At 63.8% G+C, this 18,042-nt stretch carries 15 protein-coding genes; 9 read left to right on the forward strand and 6 right to left on the reverse strand.

Annotated elements, in window-relative coordinates:
* The 7 genes from atpD to K2W81_RS13245 all read left to right on the forward strand — a co-directional run.
* The coding region (gene atpD / locus K2W81_RS13215) for a F0F1 ATP synthase subunit beta (protein ID WP_294105041.1) at positions 1-774 on the forward strand (774 nt) is incomplete at its 5' end.
* Positions 774-1,334, forward strand: coding sequence for a hypothetical protein (locus K2W81_RS13220; RefSeq protein WP_294105043.1), 561 nt, complete (start codon positions 774-776; stop codon positions 1,332-1,334). The genes atpD and K2W81_RS13220, both read left to right, overlap by 1 nt.
* A gap of 2 nt (positions 1,335-1,336) precedes the next feature.
* Positions 1,337-1,591 carry an ATP synthase F1 subunit epsilon gene (locus K2W81_RS13225; protein WP_294105045.1) on the forward strand — a complete coding sequence of 85 codons (255 nt, stop codon included), beginning with the start codon at positions 1,337-1,339 and terminating at the stop codon, positions 1,589-1,591.
* Between the two features lie 96 nt (positions 1,592-1,687).
* Positions 1,688-3,208, forward strand: a complete 1,521-nt coding sequence (locus tag K2W81_RS13230; protein WP_294105047.1) for a CpaF family protein — start codon at positions 1,688-1,690, stop codon at positions 3,206-3,208.
* Positions 3,209-3,411: 203 nt separating this feature from the next.
* A complete protein-coding gene (locus K2W81_RS13235) occupies positions 3,412-4,587 on the forward strand; it encodes an aspartyl protease family protein (RefSeq protein ID WP_294105049.1) in 1,176 nt (391 codons plus the stop codon).
* 132 nt (positions 4,588-4,719) lie between these two features.
* Entirely contained in the window at positions 4,720-6,180 is a 1,461-nt protein-coding gene (locus tag K2W81_RS13240) for a hypothetical protein (RefSeq protein WP_294105051.1), read from the forward strand.
* 74 nt (positions 6,181-6,254) lie between these two features.
* Entirely contained in the window at positions 6,255-7,058 is an 804-nt protein-coding gene (locus K2W81_RS13245) for a methyltransferase type 11 (protein WP_294105053.1), read from the forward strand.
* Between the two features lie 220 nt (positions 7,059-7,278).
* On the opposite strand, the gene phaR is transcribed toward K2W81_RS13245, so the two are convergent.
* A complete protein-coding gene (gene phaR / locus K2W81_RS13250; protein WP_294105056.1) occupies positions 7,279-7,815 on the reverse strand; it encodes a polyhydroxyalkanoate synthesis repressor PhaR in 537 nt (178 codons plus the stop codon).
* An 80-nt stretch (positions 7,816-7,895) separates the two neighbouring features.
* Between phaR and K2W81_RS13255 the strand changes: the two genes are divergently transcribed.
* Positions 7,896-8,939 carry an alpha/beta fold hydrolase gene (locus K2W81_RS13255; protein WP_294105058.1) on the forward strand — a complete coding sequence of 348 codons (1,044 nt, stop codon included), beginning with the start codon at positions 7,896-7,898 and terminating at the stop codon, positions 8,937-8,939.
* Between the two features lie 8 nt (positions 8,940-8,947).
* Entirely contained in the window at positions 8,948-10,120 is a 1,173-nt protein-coding gene (locus K2W81_RS13260; protein WP_294105105.1) for an acetyl-CoA C-acetyltransferase, read from the forward strand.
* Between the two features lie 97 nt (positions 10,121-10,217).
* On the opposite strand, the gene K2W81_RS13265 is transcribed toward K2W81_RS13260, so the two are convergent.
* From K2W81_RS13265 to K2W81_RS13285, 5 genes are all read right to left on the reverse strand, one after another.
* Positions 10,218-13,373: a TonB-dependent receptor gene (locus tag K2W81_RS13265; protein WP_294105059.1), complete on the reverse strand. Its 3,156-nt coding sequence runs from the start codon at positions 13,371-13,373 to the stop codon at positions 10,218-10,220.
* Between the two features lie 215 nt (positions 13,374-13,588).
* Complete coding sequence (locus tag K2W81_RS13270) at positions 13,589-14,620, reverse strand: alanine racemase (protein WP_294105060.1); 1,032 nt, start codon at positions 14,618-14,620, stop codon at positions 13,589-13,591.
* Positions 14,621-14,654: 34 nt separating this feature from the next.
* A complete protein-coding gene (locus K2W81_RS13275; protein WP_294105063.1) occupies positions 14,655-16,256 on the reverse strand; it encodes an MFS transporter in 1,602 nt (533 codons plus the stop codon).
* A gap of 57 nt (positions 16,257-16,313) precedes the next feature.
* Positions 16,314-17,216: a 3-hydroxyisobutyrate dehydrogenase gene (gene mmsB, locus K2W81_RS13280; protein ID WP_366932258.1), complete on the reverse strand. Its 903-nt coding sequence runs from the start codon at positions 17,214-17,216 to the stop codon at positions 16,314-16,316.
* A 37-nt stretch (positions 17,217-17,253) separates the two neighbouring features.
* Positions 17,254-18,027 carry an enoyl-CoA hydratase gene (locus K2W81_RS13285; protein WP_294105067.1) on the reverse strand — a complete coding sequence of 258 codons (774 nt, stop codon included), beginning with the start codon at positions 18,025-18,027 and terminating at the stop codon, positions 17,254-17,256.
* Between the last annotated feature and the right edge of the window lie 15 nt (positions 18,028-18,042).

The raw sequence follows: 18,042 nt of genomic DNA on the forward strand, positions 1-18,042 counted from the left end.
CAGATGAACGAGCCGCCGGGCGCGCGCGCGCGCGTCGCGCTCTCGGGCCTGACGATCGCCGAATATTTCCGCGATGTCGAAGGCCAGGACGTGCTGTTCTTCGTCGACAACATCTTCCGCTTTACGCAGGCCGGGTCGGAAGTGTCGGCGCTGCTCGGGCGCATCCCGTCGGCGGTGGGCTATCAGCCGACCTTGTCGACCGACATGGGCGCGCTGCAGGAACGCATCACCTCGACCAACAAGGGCTCGATCACGAGCGTCCAGGCGATCTACGTCCCCGCCGACGATTTGACCGATCCGGCGCCGGCCACCTCGTTCGCGCACTTGGACGCGACGACCGTGCTCAACCGCGCGATTTCGGAACTCGGCATCTACCCGGCGGTCGATCCGCTCGACTCGACCAGCCGCGTGCTCGAACCCCGCGTTGTCGGGCAGGAGCATTACGACACCGCCCGCGCGGTCCAGTCGACGCTCCAGAAGTACAAGTCGCTGCAGGACATCATCGCCATCCTCGGCATGGACGAGCTGAGCGAAGAGGATAAGCTGACCGTGTCGCGTGCGCGGAAAATCCAGCGCTTCCTCAGCCAGCCGTTCCACGTCGCCGAAGTCTTCACCGGCATTCCGGGCAAGTTCGTCCAGCTCGAAGACACGGTGAAGTCGTTCAAGGAAGTCGTCGAAGGCAAGCACGACAGCCTGCCCGAAAGCGCCTTCTACATGGTCGGCGGCATCGACGAAGCCATCGCCAAAGCCGAGAAGATGGCGCAGGAAGCTTGATGTTCGGGGCGACGATCGCGGCGATCGCGATCGCCGCCGCAACATCTGCGCCGCCGACAGAGTTGGATGCCAGCGCGGCGGTCGTTACCGCAATTGCGACCTGTGAAGAATGGGTTCTCAACCCTTCATCATGGGTGGACGGGGTTACCCAGTTTCCGGCGAAGACTGGTCTTGGTTCGCGCGGATTGGTACCCCAATCAAGTCTTCCAGACGTCGCCTTGCCGCCTCCGCAGTTTCGCAGGGCAATGCACCATTGGCGTGTACCGATTGGCGGTGGCGGTGTCTTCGTCACCACATCGGACGAGCTCCCGGTCTGCCATTTATCGGGAGGCGGCCCCTTCGATCTTCAGCCCAGTGTCGTGAAGGCTCAGACCTCAGCCGAATTTCTCAGACACTGGAATGTCGTACGGACTGATGTAAAGGGTAACCTGCTCACGACGTACTACCAGAGCCTGCGCGATCCCAAGCTGTCTTTGATTCTAACTCGATCAAGCAAAGCGGGAGATCGAACGGATCGCGTTCAGATAGTTGCCACCGCCCAATACGACACTGGAAAATAGTCATGTCGCTCCACTTCGAACTCGTCACGCCTGAAAAGCTCGTCCGTAACGAGGACGTGTATATGGTCGTCGTCCCCGGCACCGAGGGCGATTTCGGCGTGCTCGCAGGCCATGCCCCCGTCATGTCGACCGTGCGCGATGGCACGATCCAGATCTACGCGACCGACAAAGCCACACCCGAAGTCGTCGCGATCAAGGGCGGCTTTGCCGAAGTCAACGCGCGCGGGCTGACGATCCTGGCCGAACAGGTCGGCTAACGCCCTTCCCGGCCCGCGACAACGCCCGCCTGTGGTTAGGAAATTATAAAAGCTTCCCGCGCTATCCACCTTCCCGAATAAGAGGGTGGTTTGGGCATGAGCGCATTCGGGCGACGTAGTGGCGCAGGCAGTGGAGCGGGTTCCCCGCGTCCGGCATTTGGCGTTGCCAAGCCGATGCAGGGCAGTGGCCCTGCACGCCCTGATGAAGGCGGCGAACAATTTCCGCCACTGCCCAACATGATGCCGGAAATCGGCGGCGATAGCACGATGCCCGACAGCACGCTCGACGCGATGGCGCGCCTCGCCGAGCGTCAGGCGTCGTCGGGCGAAGCCGGCCAGTCGAAGATGGAAGGCTTCGAAACCTCGATCCACAAGATCAAGGAACAGGTGCTGCCGCGCCTGCTCGAACGTGTCGATCCCGAAGCCGCCGCCACGCTCAACAAGGACGAACTGGCCGAGGAATTCCGCCCGATCATCGGCGAAGTGCTCGCCGAGTTGAAGCTGACGCTCAACCGCCGCGAGCAATTCGCGCTCGAAAAAGTGCTGGTCGACGAGCTGCTCGGGCTCGGGCCATTGGAAGAGCTGCTGAGCGATCCGACGATTTCGGACATCATGGTCAATGGCCCTGACCAGACCTATATCGAACAAAAGGGCAAGCTCACCCTCGCCAACATCCAGTTCCGCGACGAGGAACATCTGTTCCAGATTGCGCAGCGCATCTGCAACTCGGTCGGCCGCCGCGTCGACCAGACCACGCCGCTCGCCGACGCCCGCCTGAAGGACGGCAGCCGCGTCAACGTGATCGTGCCCCCGCTGTCGCTGAAGGGCACGGCGATCTCGATTCGTAAATTCTCGGCCAAGCCGATCACGATCGACATGATGGCGGGCTTTGGCTCGATGAGTCCGAAGATGGCGACGGCGCTCAAGATTGCGGGCGCGTGCCGCTTCAACGTCGTCATCTCGGGCGGTACCGGCTCGGGCAAGACGACGATGCTCAACGCGCTGTCGAAGATGATCGACCCCGGCGAGCGCGTGCTGACGATCGAGGACGCGGCCGAACTACGCTTGCAGCAGCCGCACTGGCTGCCGCTCGAAACGCGCCCGCCGAACCTTGAAGGCCAGGGCGAAATCACGATCCGCGATCTGGTGAAGAACGCGCTGCGTATGCGGCCTGACCGGATCATCCTGGGCGAAATTCGCGGCTCCGAATGTTTCGACTTGCTCGCCGCGATGAACACCGGCCACGATGGATCAATGTGTACGCTCCACGCCAACTCCCCGCGCGAGTGCCTGGGGCGTATGGAAAACATGGTGATGATGGGCGACATCAAAATGCCCAAGGAAGCCATTAGCCGCCAGATCGCCGATTCGGTCGATCTGATCGTGCAGGTGAAGCGCCTGCGCGACGGTTCGCGCCGGGTGACCAACATCACCGAAGTGATCGGCATGGAAGGCCCGGTGATCGTCACGCAGGAGCTGTTCAAGTTCGAGTATCTCGACGAGAGCGCCGACGGCAAGATCATCGGCGAATATCGCGCGATGGGCCTGCGCCCCTACACGCTCGAAAAAGCGCGGCAATATGGGTTCGATCAGGCGTATCTTGAGGCGTGCCTTTAAGGCGGTTTCGCCTGCTACTCCGTTGGTCCCGAGCGCAGTCGGGGGGCCGGCCACAAGCGACACGCCCGTTTCCCGTGTCTCGACTTCGCTCGACACGAACGGTGGGAGTGGGTTCGAACTAACACCCCTTCCCACCCCGGCACGCTAACCACGCGCGCTAAGCATTTCTTTACCCTGACGATCGCGGTATCGCTGTACGGGCGATGCGCGCTTTCCTGCTTGCTCTTGCCCTGATGTTCGGCCCTGCCGCTGCGCTGATGCCCGGCACGGGAATCGCGACGCTGGCCGATGATGCCGAAGCGCGCTGGGTGGCGTTCGATGTCACGCCGGGGAACCAGATCCGCTTCACCGCTTATGTGAACGGCGTCGCTGCCGTCGCGGTGCTCGACACCGGCGTGACCGCGTCGGTGACCTCGCCGCGTTTCGCCGCGCTCGCCAAGCTGAAAGTCCAGTCGCGCGGGATGGCGCGGGCGATCGGCGGGCAAGTGCCGTTCGGTTGGGCGACGACGCGCAGCATCGCGTTCGGCGCGCTCGACCGGCGCGGCGGCGGCATTACCGTCACGGCGCTCCCAGCGAGCGCGATTGGCGAAGCGCAAGGGCCCGATCTGCTCGTCGGGCAGGATCTGCTCGCCGCCTATGCGCTCGAGATTGATTATGCCGCGCGGCGGTTTCGCTTGCTGCCGTCGGGGCGGCTGCCGTTTCGTGGCGAAACCGCCCCGCTGCGCGTCTCGCCCGAAGCGCAGGTCTATGTGACCGAGCTGACGTTCAGCGGCCAGCGGCTGCGGCCGATTGTGGTCGACACCGGCGACGGCAGCGCGGTGACGCTGTCGCAATCGGCGTGGCAGGCGACGCGGCCGAGCGCGCTGCCGACCACCAGCACGATTGCCTATGGTCTGGGCGGCGCCCAGGTGAGCACGATGGCGATCGTCCCGCAGATCGCAATCGGCCGCGTCGACGCGCGCGAGGTCGAACTGCGGATCGAGCCCGCCGGCGGCTTTTCGCAGACGATCGGCGCGGCCGGGCGGATCGGATCGGGGCTGCTCGAACGCTATCATGTGCTGCTCGATCCCGGGGCGGGGCGGATGGTCTTGAGCCCCGGCCCAGCGGCCGACGTGCCGCCGCTGCGCTCGACCAGCGGGCTACTGACCCGCGCTGAGGGCAACCGGCTGCGGGTGCTCCATGTGATGCGCAGCAGCCCCGCTGAGGCAAGCGGCTGGCGCGACGGCGACCAGATTTGCGCGATCGACGGCGCACCGATCAGCGCCGATTATGCGCGCAGTCGCCTCGCCGGCTGGTCGATCGGCACGCCGGGGCGAGTGGTGGCCTTTGGCCTGTGCGACGGCGCAACGCGGCAGCTGACGCTCAAGCGATTTTACTAGGACACGAGTTGGTTTGTCGCGACATACCCCCACCCCGTTCGCGCTGAGCTCGTCGAAGCGCTGTTTTTCTTTCGCGGCGGCGTCGCAACAGAAATACGGTGCTTCGACGAGCTCAGCACAAACGGATCGAGAGTGATTGCATCAAGGCATACTTCCGCCGCGCTGCTGCTGGCGCTTGCCGCGCTCGCGCTGCGGTGCTGGGATTTCGGCAATCCGGTGATCCATGTCGATGAGCAATATTATCTGCTCGTCGGTGATCGCATGCTGCACGGCGCGCTGCCCTATGTCGACATTTGGGACCGCAAGCCGATCGGGCTGTTCCTGATTTTTGCGGGCATTCGCCTGCTGCCGGGCGACGGTATCCTCGCTTATCAGCTGGTGGCCACGGCGTTTGCGGCGGCGACCGCGTGGTGCGTGTGGCGCGGGGCAAGGATGATCGGCGCGGCGCCGCTGGGGGCGCTGGCGGCGGGAGGCGCGTATCTGATCTGGGTGTCGCTGCTCGGCGGGCGCGGCGGGCAATCGCCGGTGTTCTACAATCTGCTGATGACGGCCGCGATCCTGCTCGTGCTGCGCTTGCCGCGTTTGGCGGATCGGCGCGCGGTGGGCGCGGTCATGGCGAGCGGCGCGGCGGTCTGCCTGCTCGCGGGGTTGGCAATCCAGATCAAATACACCCCGGTGTTTGAGGGGGCGTTCTTCGGCCTCGCGCATATTTGGTATCTCAGGCGTGCCCGAGCGTCGCTGGCGTTGACGGGATCGGCGGCGCTGCTGTGGATGGCGATCGGTGCTGCGCCGAGCCTGGTCGTGACCGGTTTCTATCAAGGTCTGGGCGGACGTGCCGTGGACGCTTTCTGGTTCGCGAACGTCACCTCGATCTTCCTGCGACCGGGCTATCCGATCGAGCAATTGCTGATGCGCCTGCTCGGCATTTTCGCGCAGCTCCTGCCGCTGATCGTCGCGGGCATCTACGGATGGAGCGCGCGCTCGCGCGGCCCGCAGTCGCGTGAGACATGGCTGGCGAGCCTATGGACCGCCTCGGCGGTGACGGGCTTTGCCGCGATCGGCACGTTTTTCGACCATTATGCGCTGCCGCTGGTTGCGCCCTTTGCGATGCTCGCCGCACCGACGCTGGGGCGGGGCTGGCGCATCGCAGGGCGCGCGCTTGCGATCGGCCTCGCGATCCTGCTCGTGCGCGGCGCGATCCGCCCGAACGATGCCCCCGGCGCGCGCGCCGTGGCGCGGTTGGTGGCGCTCAACAGCCGGGGCGCGTGCCCCTATGTCTTCATCGGCGACACGATTACCTATCGGCTGGCGGATAGCTGCCTGCCGACCGCCTATGCCTTCCCCAATTTGCTGGCCTACACTACCGAGCAAGGCGCGACCGGCATCGACGAGGCGGCCGAGGTTCGCCGCATCCTTAGCCATCGCCCGCCGGTGATCCTGTCGTCGACGCGGCGGCTAGCGATCTGGAACCCGGCAAGCGTGGCCGAGTTGCGCCCGGTGCTCGCGCGCGATTATCGCGTCGTGTTTTCGACCCCCCGCGAAAATTACCGCACGCTGGTCTATCTGCGCCGCGACTTGCCGCTGCGCCACTGAGGCCAAAGCCCCGCTTGCATCGGCGCGCGGGGCCAGCCAAAACGCGCGCAGTCCTGACTCATTAGGAGATGCCAATGCGCCGCTATCTGATCGCTCCGCTCGCCCTTGTTGCGCTGGCGGGCGCGACCGCGCTCGTCGCCGAGACGCCGCAGCCCTCGCCCGCGCTGCGTGCAGCGATTGCCGCCCCTTCGCGCACGCCCGCCAATGTGCTGCGCGACAAATATCGCCACCCCGCACAAACGCTGGCCTTTTTCGGGGTGAAGCCCACCGACACCGTGGTCGAAATCTGGCCCGCAGGCGGCTGGTACACCGAAATTCTCGCGCCCTATCTGGCCAAGGGCAGCTATATCGCCGCCGCTCCCGGCGAACGGGCACGCACCGGGGTGCAGAAGCTGATGGCGGCCAATCCGGGCGTCTATGGCAAGATCAAGTTCGCGACCTTCCCGGCGGGCACCGCCGCCGACCCCGTTCCCGCCGGCAGCGCCGATGTCGTGCTGACGTTTCGCAACGTCCATAACTGGAGCTTTGGCGCGACCGACCAGACGCAAGCCGCGTTTGACCAGATGTTCGCGATGCTCAAGCCCGGCGGCACGCTTGGCGTGGTCGAGCATCACTTGCCCGAAGACGCCAAGGGCATCACCGAAGCCAAGAGCGGTTACATGAAGCGATCGTCAGTCATCGCCTTTGCCACCAAGGCGGGGTTCAAGCTGGTCGGCGAAAGCGCGGTCAACGCCAACCCCAAGGATGCGCATGACTATCCCAAGGGCGTCTGGACGCTGCCGCCCAACTATGCCGAAGCCGACAAGGACCGCGCGCGCTATGCCGCGATCGGCGAAAGCGACCGGATGACGCTGAAGTTCGTGAAGCCGAAGCGCTGAGGGCGTCCGGGGTGGGACGGCTTAGATTGAGTCCCACCCCTGCCCGTTAGTGTCGAGCGACGTCGAGACACGGATGATATGCCGCGCCGCTTGCGGCCTGTTTCTCGACTTCGCTCGAAACAAACGGAGCTCGAAACAAACGGGGCTCGAAACAAACGGGGCTCGAAACAAACGGGGCTCGAAACAAACGGGCAGCGGTTTGCAGGCAATCAAGCCAGTCTCACTCGCCGAGTTTCTCGACCTTTTCGTGGAGCTTGGCGAGTTCGGCCTTCAGCGCGGCAATCTCGTCGTCCTTGCTCGCGGGCGCGCCGGGGACCGGCGGCTTGAACGCGGCGGTGGCGGCTTCGAACATTTCCATGTTGCGCTTGGCGATTTCGGCGAAGGGTGAATGCGCGAACGCCCCTTCGACCGCCGATTTGAACTGCGCCTGGTTGCGGCGAAAGCCCTCCATCGATGCTTCGAGATAGCCCGGCACCATTGCCTGCATCGAATCGCCGTACATCGAGATCAGCTGGCGCAGGAAATTGACCGGCAGCATCGTCTGCCCGCGCGATTCCTCTTCCATGATGATTTGCGTCAGCACATTATGCGTGATGTCGTCATCGGTCTTGGCATCGACGACCTTGAAGTCGCGCCCCTCACGCGTCATCGCGGCGAGATGTTCGAGTGTAATGTAGGACGACGTCTCGGTATTATAGAGGCGGCGATTCGCGTATTTCTTGATAATGACGACGCCATCGGGAGACGTTTTTTTCATGGGGGAGGCCCTCGCGCGTGAATGAAGCGGCTCTACCACCATTTGATGCGGCACTGCAACACGGCCCCCGGCCTTTGCCGTTGTTTTTGGAACTCTTGACGCGCGAGACCGAGGGCGCGCCATCGCGCCGCGCCGCAGCACTGGCGGGGCTCGCCGCTTATCAAGCTGCCTGCCGCGGCGCGCCGCGCATCATGCCGCCGGTTCTTCACCGCGCCGGCCGCGCGAGCCTGCGCGATTATGGCGGCGCGGGGGTACCGGTGCTGTTCATCCCCTCGCTGATCAACCCGCCGTTCATTCTCGATCTCGCGCCCGAGCGGTCATTGCTGCGCTGGCTGGCGTCGCAGGGGCACCGCGTGTTGCTGCTCGATTGGGGCACACCCGACGCGGCTGAGCGCGACCAGGACATTAGTCACCACGTCACCGAACGGCTGGTGCCACTGGCCCAAATGCTCGACGTGCCGCCGGTGCTGGTCGGCTATTGCCTGGGCGGCACGATGGCGGTTGCTGCCGCCAGCCTGATGCCGGTGCGCGGGCTCGCGATGATTGCCGCGCCGTGGCGCTTCACGGGGTTCGGCGATGCGGCGCGCGCGCGGATTGCTGCGCTCTGGGCGGCTGCCGAGCCGGTCTGCCGCAGCATCGGACTGGTCCCGATGGAAGTGCTGCAAAGCGCCTTCTGGTCGCTCGACCCCGCGCGCACCATCGCCAAATATGAAGCGTTCGCGTCGATGGCGACCGGCAGCGGACCGGCGACGACCTTCGTCGCGCTTGAGGACTGGGCCAATGGTGGGGCGCCGCTGACCTATGCGGCGGGGGCGCAGATGTTCGACTTTTTTGACCGCGACTTGCCGGGGTCGGGCGCGTGGCGGGTGAACGGGAAGATGATCGATCCGTGCGCGCTCGATTGCCCGACGATCGATTTCGTCTCGACGACGGACCGGATCGTGCCGAGCGCAAGTGCAGCAGGCTTTGCCGAGCGCCACGACCTGCGCGCCGGACATGTCGGGATGATGGTCGGCAGCAGTGCGCACCCACAGCTTTGGACGCCACTTGCCGACTGGATTAGCCGCGCCGCCGGGGCTAGACAGGCACCAAATATAACCCGCCTGCAGGAGACTCCCCCATGACCGACGCCATGACCGATATCGTCATCACCGCCGCCAAGCGCACCCCGGTGGGCAGCTTCCTCGGCGCCTTCGCGTCAACGCCCGCGCATGAACTCGGTCGCGTCGCGATCGAAGCGGCGATGGCGCAGGCGGGGATCACCGGCGCCGATGTGTCCGAAGTCATTCTCGGCCAGGTGCTCACGGCGGCCCAGGGGCAGAACCCGGCGCGGCAGGCATCGATGGCGGCCGGCGTGCCGAAGGAAATCCCGGCGTGGAGCGTCAACCAGGTCTGCGGATCGGGTCTGCGCGCGGTCGCGCTTGCCTATCAGGCGATTGCGAGCGGCGACGCGACGATCGTGGTTGCAGGCGGGCAGGAATCGATGAGCCTTGCCCCGCACGCCCAATTCCTGCGCGGCGGCACCAAGATGGGCGATCTGAGCCTCACGGACACGATGATCAAGGACGGGTTGATCGACGTTTTCAACGGTTATCACATGGGCATCACGGCCGAAAATCTCGCCGAGCAATATCAGGTGACGCGCGGCGAGCAGGACGACTTCGCGGTCGCGTCGCAGAACAAAGCCTCCGCCGCGCGCGCCGAAGGCCGCTTCAAGGATGAGATCGCCGCCGTGACCATCAAGGGCCGCAAGGGCGACACGATCGTCGATACCGACGAATATATCCGCGACGGCGTGACAATCGACGGCGTGTCGGGGCTGAAGCCTGCGTTCAAGAAGGACGGCACCGTCACTGCTGCCAATGCGAGCGGCCTCAACGACGGCGCCGCCGCGCTCGTCATCACCAGCCGCGAAGAGGCCGAGAAGCGCGGCATGCCGATCCTCGCACGGATCGCGAGCTGGGCATCGGCGGGCGTCGATCCCTCGATCATGGGCATTGGCCCCGTCCCCGCCGTCAAGCGCGCGCTGGAGAAGGCCGGCTGGGCGATCGGCGACCTCGACCTGATCGAATCGAACGAGGCTTTCGCCGCGCAGGCGATGTCGGTGAACAGGGAACTCGGCTGGGATACGAGCAAGATCAACGTCAACGGCGGCGCGATCGCGATTGGCCACCCGATCGGCGCATCGGGCGCGCGGCTGCTGACCACCCTGCTCTATGAAATGGCGCGCCGCGACGCGAAGAAGGGCCTCGCGACCCTGTGCATCGGCGGCGGCATGGGCATCGCCGTCTGCGTCGAGCGGTGAGCGCCAAGCCCAATTTTCGGCACCGGTAAACTAAAACAAATGCCGCCTGAATTGCTTCAGGCGGCATTTGCATGTCGATGGATATGTTCAAACCGGTTTAGAACTTGCCCTGCACGCTGACCGTGAAGCGGCGACCAAGCTGATCGGCCCCGTTCGATGCGGGCAGGATGAAGCCGAAATAACGCTGACCCTGATAATTGGTCAGGTTGGAGATCGCGAAGTTCAGCCGGAAACGCTTGTCGACATTGAAGTAGATGTTCGGGTTGAAAATCCAGTAGGATTCGAGCTTGTCGACTTCACGGAAACCCGGGCCACGGGTAACGCGCGAAAACAGTTGCTCACCGATATAATTGGCCGACATGTTAAAGCCAAAGTCTGCGACATTATAGCTGAAGTTCACCTGACCTTGCAACGTCGGATCGCCAATAACCCCGTCGGTACGGACTGGCGCAACGCCCGTGATGTCGTTGATTCTGGTCCGAACATAGGTAAAGTCACCACGGAGCGAAACCGCGCCGGGCAGACCAAGACCTGAAAGCTTCGATCCATAGGTCGCGCGTGCCTGAATACCATCGTAGAAAATACGGTTACCATTGATAAACCCGGCAACCACCGCCGGATTGACCGGATCGACGATAACCTGACCACCCCGATTGCCGCCATTGGCAGCCACGCCACCCTGGCCTTGGGCATAACGCCCGATGCGCGAGCAGAACGCATTGCCATTTGCGGGATCGTCAAGATTGAAGTTGGGATTGTCGAAACAGGCAGTGTTGATCGCTGCGACCGCAAGGTTCGCGATCGGGTTGGAAATCTTGATGTTGATATAGTCAACCTCAAGCGTGAAACCTCTGAGCCAGCGAGGCGTGATGGCAACACCGTAAGTGAAGCTATCGGCAATTTCATTCTGGAGGTTCGGATTGCCGCTGCTCCGGGACGGCACGGTTGCCGATGCCGCATCAAGCGGTGTGGCGTTCGGGAATGCACGCAGGAATGCGGTGCAGTTACGATTGCGAATTGCCGGGGCCGCGCCAGCATTGATATTGGCGGGCGAACACAAATCCGGGACGGCGCTGAACGCATTCGACACCGGCAGGAACAGCTCGGTAATGGCTGGCGCGCGGAACGAGCGGGTGTAATTGCCACGGATAGCGATATCCCGCGTCGGCGCAATCAAGCCACCAGCAGCCCACGAAAAGAAGCCGCCATTGACGGTGTTGTCGACATAACGACCACGACCAAAAACCTGGAACTGATTCAAGAACCAGAGGTCATTCTTGGGCGTAATAATCGGCAGCGTGACTTCACCATAGACTTCATTGAGCTTGAAGTTACCCGAAACGGGCTGGATCGCGGCTGCTCGTCCAAGCCCCTGTTGTTGGAAGGTAGAGGGGGTGAACGCGCCAAACTCCTCGCGATGCTCGTACCCAATGTTGAAGCCGGTTTCGTTTCCGAAAATCTTGAACAACTTGCCGTTCAAGTTAGCCTGAAAGTCATATTGCTCGATCAAGCTCCGCGTATCGAAGTTTTGAATGACATATGAGCGCGCTGCAGGATCGGCACGACCAAAACCCAACAGGTTGAGCGGGCGGCACGCAGCATCGGCGACAGGCGTAAAGCCGGGTGTGACGTTGCGGGTCGGCGTTGCGGTGCAGACAACCTGTCCGGCAGCGTTGGTGGTGACGTTCACCGCGTTGACGAAATTCTGACGGTTCAAGTCCTGGCCGCCATCGATGATGCTGGTACGGCCGTAATTGCCGATCACGCTGTAGTTGAACGAACGGCCAAAGAGCGAGAAGTCGCCTTTAACACCACCGACGAAGCGGTACAGCTCGATATTCGAAAAGCCGGTGACGTCGGCAAGATCCGACGAAGCACGCGACACCTGGAACGTATTGACATTCAACGACTGCAGCGTCGTACGGGCTTGCGGCGTCAGGAAAGCGCTATTGACGTCAAAAACAAGCGGGCCGCTGGATCCGGCAAACAAGCTGCTGTTGAAGGTTGGCTGCTGGACCAGTTCGTTGCCATAGGCACGATAATAGGTGCCCTCGGCAAAAAGCTCGATCGACGGCGTTACCTTGAACGACAGATAGCCGTTAAAGATATCGCGAACCAGATCGCTGGTGATCTGGGCGTAATCACTGAACTTGAAGCCATCGCCACCGCTTGAGTTAATGCCGACGAACGGAATGCCGCGATTGAACGGCACAACATTACCGCTGGCGTCGAACTGGAAGTTACGGATTACATTGGCCAGCGAAGCATTGGTTGGCGAATTCGCTGCCGTAATCAACCCGCCTGGCGTCAGGAACGAGATGGTGAGGTTCCGAACCTGGACCGTACCCGGAATATTGTCGTCGGCCGTGCCGACATCGAAGCCGATGCCGGTGTTCAAGCGACCGTCATTCAACGCGGTAATCCCGGCCGCACGGCCCAACCCTGCGGCCTGTGCCGCCGTCGGGTTGGTTGCACCGCCGACATCATCAAGGATGAAGTCGCGGCTATTGGAAAGCACGCCCTGCTGCGAATCGCGCGTGTACGAGAAGGTGAAATTGCCGCGACCTTCCGCGAAATCACGACCGAAGGTCAGGTTGGCATTATACCGGAATCCATCGCCGCGTTCAGTCACGCCGGCCAGCGCATAAGTGCGCAGCCCCTTGAAGCGGGTGTCGAGGATGTAATTGACCGTTCCGGCAATTGCGTCCGAACCATAAACCGGCGCGCCGCCGACAAGAACGATGTCGACTTGTTTTGTCAGTGCCGATGGAATGATGTTGGCATCGACCTGCTGACCTGCAGCACCCTGGCTGAACAAGCTGCTGACGTTTGACGACACAACACGCTGGCCGTTGATCAGCGTCAACGTCCGGTTCGACCCAAGGCCACCGATGTTGATGAAATTGACGGCCTGGCCGAAACCGCCCTGGGCGCCCGCGGGCGTTACGCTGCCGCGGATACCGGGAATTTCATTCAGTGCGTCGGCGACGTTGGTCAGGTTCCGATCACTCAAATATTCTTGGTTGACCGTGGTGATCGTCGGCTCGCTGCGGCGCACGTCGCGAAGCTGCACGCGCGAACCCGTGACGACGACATCTTCGGGCCGGGAGTTATCTGCGGGCTCATCCGGCTTTGTTTCATCGGCCTGCTCGGCGGCCGCAGGCTTCGGGGCGGTTTGCGCCATCGAGACCGCAGGGAATGAGGCGGCCAGCACTGCCAGAATCGACACGCGCCCAAGTAGCTGAAGTTTCATGTTTGTTGCTCCTGATCTTTTGGAATTCAGGCTACCGTTATAGGCAAGCAAAAATCAGCCCTGCGACCATTTTATTACAGAAACGCCATTTTTGCGCAGACTGTGGCGCTCACGCCACAGTCTTTGAATGATTGTGACAGTTGTACGCGCCACGGTGTTCGAATCGTGCTTTTGCCCGTCGGTGATCCCAGACCCGTTCAGCACGGGCTAATCGCTTAGCACCACACCCGCTTGAATCGTGCGCCCAGCCCGGTCAGTAGTTCGTACTGCGACACGCCCGAGCGCGCCGCCGCTTCGGGCAGATCATAGTCGAGCGCGACCCAGTCGCCTTCGCCGAGCGCGGGCGCGGCGCTGATATCGATCGCCACCAAATCCATCGACACCCGCCCGATCACCGGCAGGATCGCTGTATCAACACGCGCCGTGCCGACCCCGGAAAAGCCGCGCCAATAGCCGTCGGCATAACCGATGTTGAGGATCGCGACCGGCAGGTCGTGCGGCGCGGTGAAGGTGGCGTTATAGCCGATCGTGTCGCCGCCGCGCAGCATGCGCCGCTGGAGTATCTGTGCTTCGGGCGTCGCGACCTGCGCGATCTGCCCGGCGAACTCGCCGCGCGGAACGCCACCGTACAGCGCGAGCCCTGGCCGCGTCAGATCAAACGCGTAATCAGGCCCCAGCGCAATGCCTGCCGAATTGGCGAGGCTCAACCGCCGCGCCGTCACGCGATCAGCGATGCCCACCAGCGCGTCCCGCTGCGCGGCGTTCATCGCGACATCCTCATCGGCGCAGGCGAGGTGGCTCATCAGCGTCTCGACCGCCAGACCATCGAGCAGCCCGCCGCGAATCTCCTCCGCCGATACCCCCAGCCGGTTCATGCCGGTATCGACCATCACATCGCACAGCCCCCCGCCCGCCGCCTGCCACCGCGCGACCTGCGCCGCGCTGCTGAGCACCGGTCGCACCCCTGCCAGCGACCGCGCTGCGTCCATGTCTTCAGCGCGCACCCCGTGGAGTACCGAGACGACGCCCCCGAGCGGGGCAATTACCGCCGCTTCGGCCCAGGTCGCGACGAAAAAGTCCCGACACCCCGCCGCTGCGAGCCGCACGACCACATCGCTGGCGCCCAGCCCATAGCCATTGGCTTTAACCGCCGCCCCGCACGCGGCGCGCCCGCTCATCCGCGCCAGCGTCTGCCAGTTGCGGGTCAGGGCGGCGGCATCAAGGCGCAGGCGAAGCGGGCTGATCATCGGCCAAGCGCCTACCGCGCGCGCCGCGTCGATGCTAGCCGCGATGCTCGTGCCGCTTGCCGCCCGGCAGCATCACCACCGTCACCACCAGCGCCATCAGCACCACCCCCAGCGTGTACCACAGCCCGCCATAGGGATTGCCCGTGCGCGCGACGATATACTGGCTGATAAACGGCAGAAAACCACCGAAATAGCCGGTGCCGATGTGATAGGGGATCGACATCGAACTATAGCGGATGCGCGGCGGGAAGAGTTCGCTGAGCAAGGCCGCAACCGGTCCATAAGTGAGGCCCGCGAGCCCGGTCAGCAGGATGATGCACAACAGGATCAGCGCGATATTGCCCGGCGACGGCACTACCTTGCCCAGATTATAGCCACTCGCGACCAGTGCTGCTTCAAGCGCTTCGGGCGTGTCGCCGTGCACCGCTTGCCCGCCGATGCTGACCGCCGTCGCCGGGGCCATCGACGTGCTATAGGCCACGCCCTTCTTCGACAGCAGATCGAGCAGCTTGCCGCAGGTATCGGTCTGCTTCTGCGCGAACGGGCTATAGGCGCAGTGCGGCCCCGACACGATCACCGGCATCTCGCGGGCGGCGCTTGCGAGCCCCGGATTGGCCGCCGCACCGATCACCCAGAACAACGGGAACAGCATCACCAGCGTTAATGCATAGCCGACGACAATCGGCAGCTTGCGCCCAACGCGATCGGACAGCCAGCCGAACAGGATGAACCAGCCGAGTCCCGCCGCCGCGCCGACGCCAACGATCAGCTGCGCCGCGGTGTCATCGACCCGCATCGGCCCTTGCAAGAAGGCAAGCACGGTGAACATCGATGTATACCAGATCACCGTCAGCCCGGCAGCGATTCCGAACAGCGCCACGAACAGCCGCTTGAGGTTGCCCGGATAGGTGAAGCTTTCGACGAACGGGTTGCGCGCGGTCTCCCCGCTCGACTTCATCGCCTTGAACACCGGGCTTTCGGAGAGCTTGAAACGCATCCACAGCGACACCGCGAGCAGGACGATGCTGAAAATGAAGGGGATGCGCCAGCCCCAGTCCTGCCACACGGCATCGGGCAGCACGCCCTTCACCAGCAGCACGACGATCAGCGACAGAATGAAGCCGCCCGCGACGCTTGCCTGGATGAAGCTGGTGTAGAAGCCGCTTTTGCCGGGCGGGGCATGTTCGGCGACATAGATGGCAGCACCCCCATATTCGCCGCCGAGCGCCAGTCCTTGCAGGATGCGCAGCACCAGAATGATCGCGGGCGCCGCCAGTCCGATTGACGCTGCCGAGGGCACGAAGCCGACCCCGGCGGTCGCCACGCCCATCAAGGTGATGGTGACGAGAAAGGTGTATTTGCGCCCGAGCCGATCGCCGAGATAGCCGAACACGACGGCGCCAAGGGGTCGGAAGCCGAAGCCGACGGCGAAGCCCGCCCACGCCAGCAGGGTCTGGACGACTTCATTGCCCGCCGGAAAGAAGGTGCGACCGATGATGCCGCTTGCGGCCAGCGTGCCGTAGATGAAGAAATCATACCATTCGAAGATCGTGCCGAGCGACGATGCGGTGATGATGAGTCGGATGTCGTGCGCGCTCGGCGCGCTCAGATCGTCATTCGCCGCAATCGTCGCCATCCCCGTCTCCCTTTGGCGACCACGATTACCGGCTTTGCGGGCTGGGGCAAGCGTCGCCTAGGCGGACGGGGTATCGCCCAGCATCTTGATGATGCCCGAAAAGTCGAGCCCGGCCTGTCCCGCATCGGCAAACGCCTGATAGAGTTCAGCCGCCCGCGCGCCCATCGGCGTTTGTGCGCCCGTCTCAGCGGCGGCTTGCGCGGCAAGCTTCAGGTCCTTGAGCATCAGCGCGACCGCGAAACCGCCTTGATAATCGCGGTCGGCGGGGGTGTCGGGGCCGACGCCGGGGACCGGGCAATAGCTCGTCATCGACCAGCTCTGCCCGGACGAGACGCTGGCGATGTCGTAGAAGCGCTGCGCCTCCAGCCCGAGCTTGTCCGCGAGCAGAAAGGCTTCGCAGGTCGCGACCATCGACGCGCCGAGCAACATGTTATTGCAGATCTTCGCCGCCTGCCCCGCGCCGTTCGCGCCCGCACGGATGACGGCCTTGCCCATTTCCCCGAGGATTGTCGCAGCGCGTGCGTAGGCTTCGTCGCTGCCGCCGACCATGAAGGTCAGCGTGCCCGCATTGGCCGCCGCAATCCCGCCCGACACCGGCGCGTCGACCGCGACCAGCCCCTTGGCGGCGGCGGCTTCGGCGACGCGCTTGGCGGTGGCGACATCGATCGTCGAGCAATCGATCAGCAGCGCGCCGGGGGTGGCCGTACCGAACAGCGCGTCTTCATAGGTGGCTTCGACATGCGCCCCGGCCGGCAGCATCGTCACGATCGCCTCCGCCCCTTCGGCGGCGGCTGCGGCGCTTTCCATCGGCAGGCAACCGGCGCTCTTGGCCTTCGCAAGCGCATCGGCGGACAGATCGAACGCGCGCACGTCATGCCCCGCCTTCGCGAGGTTCGCCGCCATCCCGCCGCCCATATTGCCGAGCCCGATAAAACCGATACGCGCCATGTTACTCTCCAGAATATTCCTCGCCCCTTTGGGGGAGAGGATTGGGGGTTCAACGTCCCGTCCAGTTCCCCGGCCGCTTGTCGACGAACGCGGCCATGCCTTCCTTCTGGTCCTCGGTGCCGAACAGGCCGTGGAACAGGCGGCGCTCGAACAAGATTCCTTGCGCGAGCCCCGTCTCGAAGGCCGCGTTGACCATTTCCTTGTTGGCGATCGTCGCCAGCGGCGGCATCGCGGCGATCGCGGCGGCGGTCTTGAGCGCTTCCGCCACCAGATCGGCGGCGGGGACCACCCGCGCCACCAACCCCGATCGCTCCGCTTCTGCCGCGTCCATCATCCGCCCGGTCAGGCACATTTCCATCGCCTTGGCCTTGCCGATCGCGCGCGTCAGCCGCTGCGACCCGCCCATCCCGGGCGAGACACCGAGCTTGATTTCGGGCTGGCCGAATTTGGCGTTGTCGCCCGCGATGATGAAATCGGCCATCATCGCGACTTCGCACCCGCCGCCGAGCGCATAGCCCGCCACCGCCGCGATCCAGGGTTTGCGCGTCGCGGTCACCCGCTCCCACCCGGCGAAGAAATTGCGGGCGAACATGTCGGCGAACCCTTGCCCCGACATTTCCTTGATGTCGGCGCCCGCCGCGAAGGCTTTTTCGGAGCCGGTGAGGACCAGACAGCGCTGCCCCGGATCAGCGTCATAGGCGGCAAATGCCGCGATCAGATCGGCAAGCACCTGGCTGTTGAGCGCATTGAGCGCCTGCGGACGGTTGAGCGTGACCAACGTCACGGCTTCGTGGTGGTCGACGAGGATCGTTTCGTAAGTCATGGGCACCTCTCTATA

This window comes from Sphingomonas sp., assembly GCF_019749955.1.
GTDB lineage: Bacteria > Pseudomonadota > Alphaproteobacteria > Sphingomonadales > Sphingomonadaceae > Sphingomonas.

What these genes read in the sequence shown, in the direction of transcription:
- K2W81_RS13235 (WP_294105049.1), top strand. Translation starts at nt 3,412, where the DNA reads ATGCGCGCTTTCCTGCTTGCTCTTGCCCTGATGTTCGGCCCTGCCGCT.
- K2W81_RS13285 (WP_294105067.1), bottom strand. Translation starts at nt 18,027, where the DNA reads ATGACTTACGAAACGATCCTCGTCGACCACCACGAAGCCGTGACGTTG.
- K2W81_RS13265 (WP_294105059.1), bottom strand. Translation starts at nt 13,373, where the DNA reads ATGAAACTTCAGCTACTTGGGCGCGTGTCGATTCTGGCAGTGCTGGCC.
- phaR (WP_294105056.1), bottom strand. Translation starts at nt 7,815, where the DNA reads ATGAAAAAAACGTCTCCCGATGGCGTCGTCATTATCAAGAAATACGCG.
- K2W81_RS13220 (WP_294105043.1), top strand. Translation starts at nt 774, where the DNA reads ATGTTCGGGGCGACGATCGCGGCGATCGCGATCGCCGCCGCAACATCT.
- K2W81_RS13230 (WP_294105047.1), top strand. Translation starts at nt 1,688, where the DNA reads ATGAGCGCATTCGGGCGACGTAGTGGCGCAGGCAGTGGAGCGGGTTCC.
- K2W81_RS13260 (WP_294105105.1), top strand. Translation starts at nt 8,948, where the DNA reads ATGACCGATATCGTCATCACCGCCGCCAAGCGCACCCCGGTGGGCAGC.
- K2W81_RS13225 (WP_294105045.1), top strand. Translation starts at nt 1,337, where the DNA reads ATGTCGCTCCACTTCGAACTCGTCACGCCTGAAAAGCTCGTCCGTAAC.
- K2W81_RS13275 (WP_294105063.1), bottom strand. Translation starts at nt 16,256, where the DNA reads ATGGCGACGATTGCGGCGAATGACGATCTGAGCGCGCCGAGCGCGCAC.
- K2W81_RS13270 (WP_294105060.1), bottom strand. Translation starts at nt 14,620, where the DNA reads ATGATCAGCCCGCTTCGCCTGCGCCTTGATGCCGCCGCCCTGACCCGC.
- K2W81_RS13245 (WP_294105053.1), top strand. Translation starts at nt 6,255, where the DNA reads ATGCGCCGCTATCTGATCGCTCCGCTCGCCCTTGTTGCGCTGGCGGGC.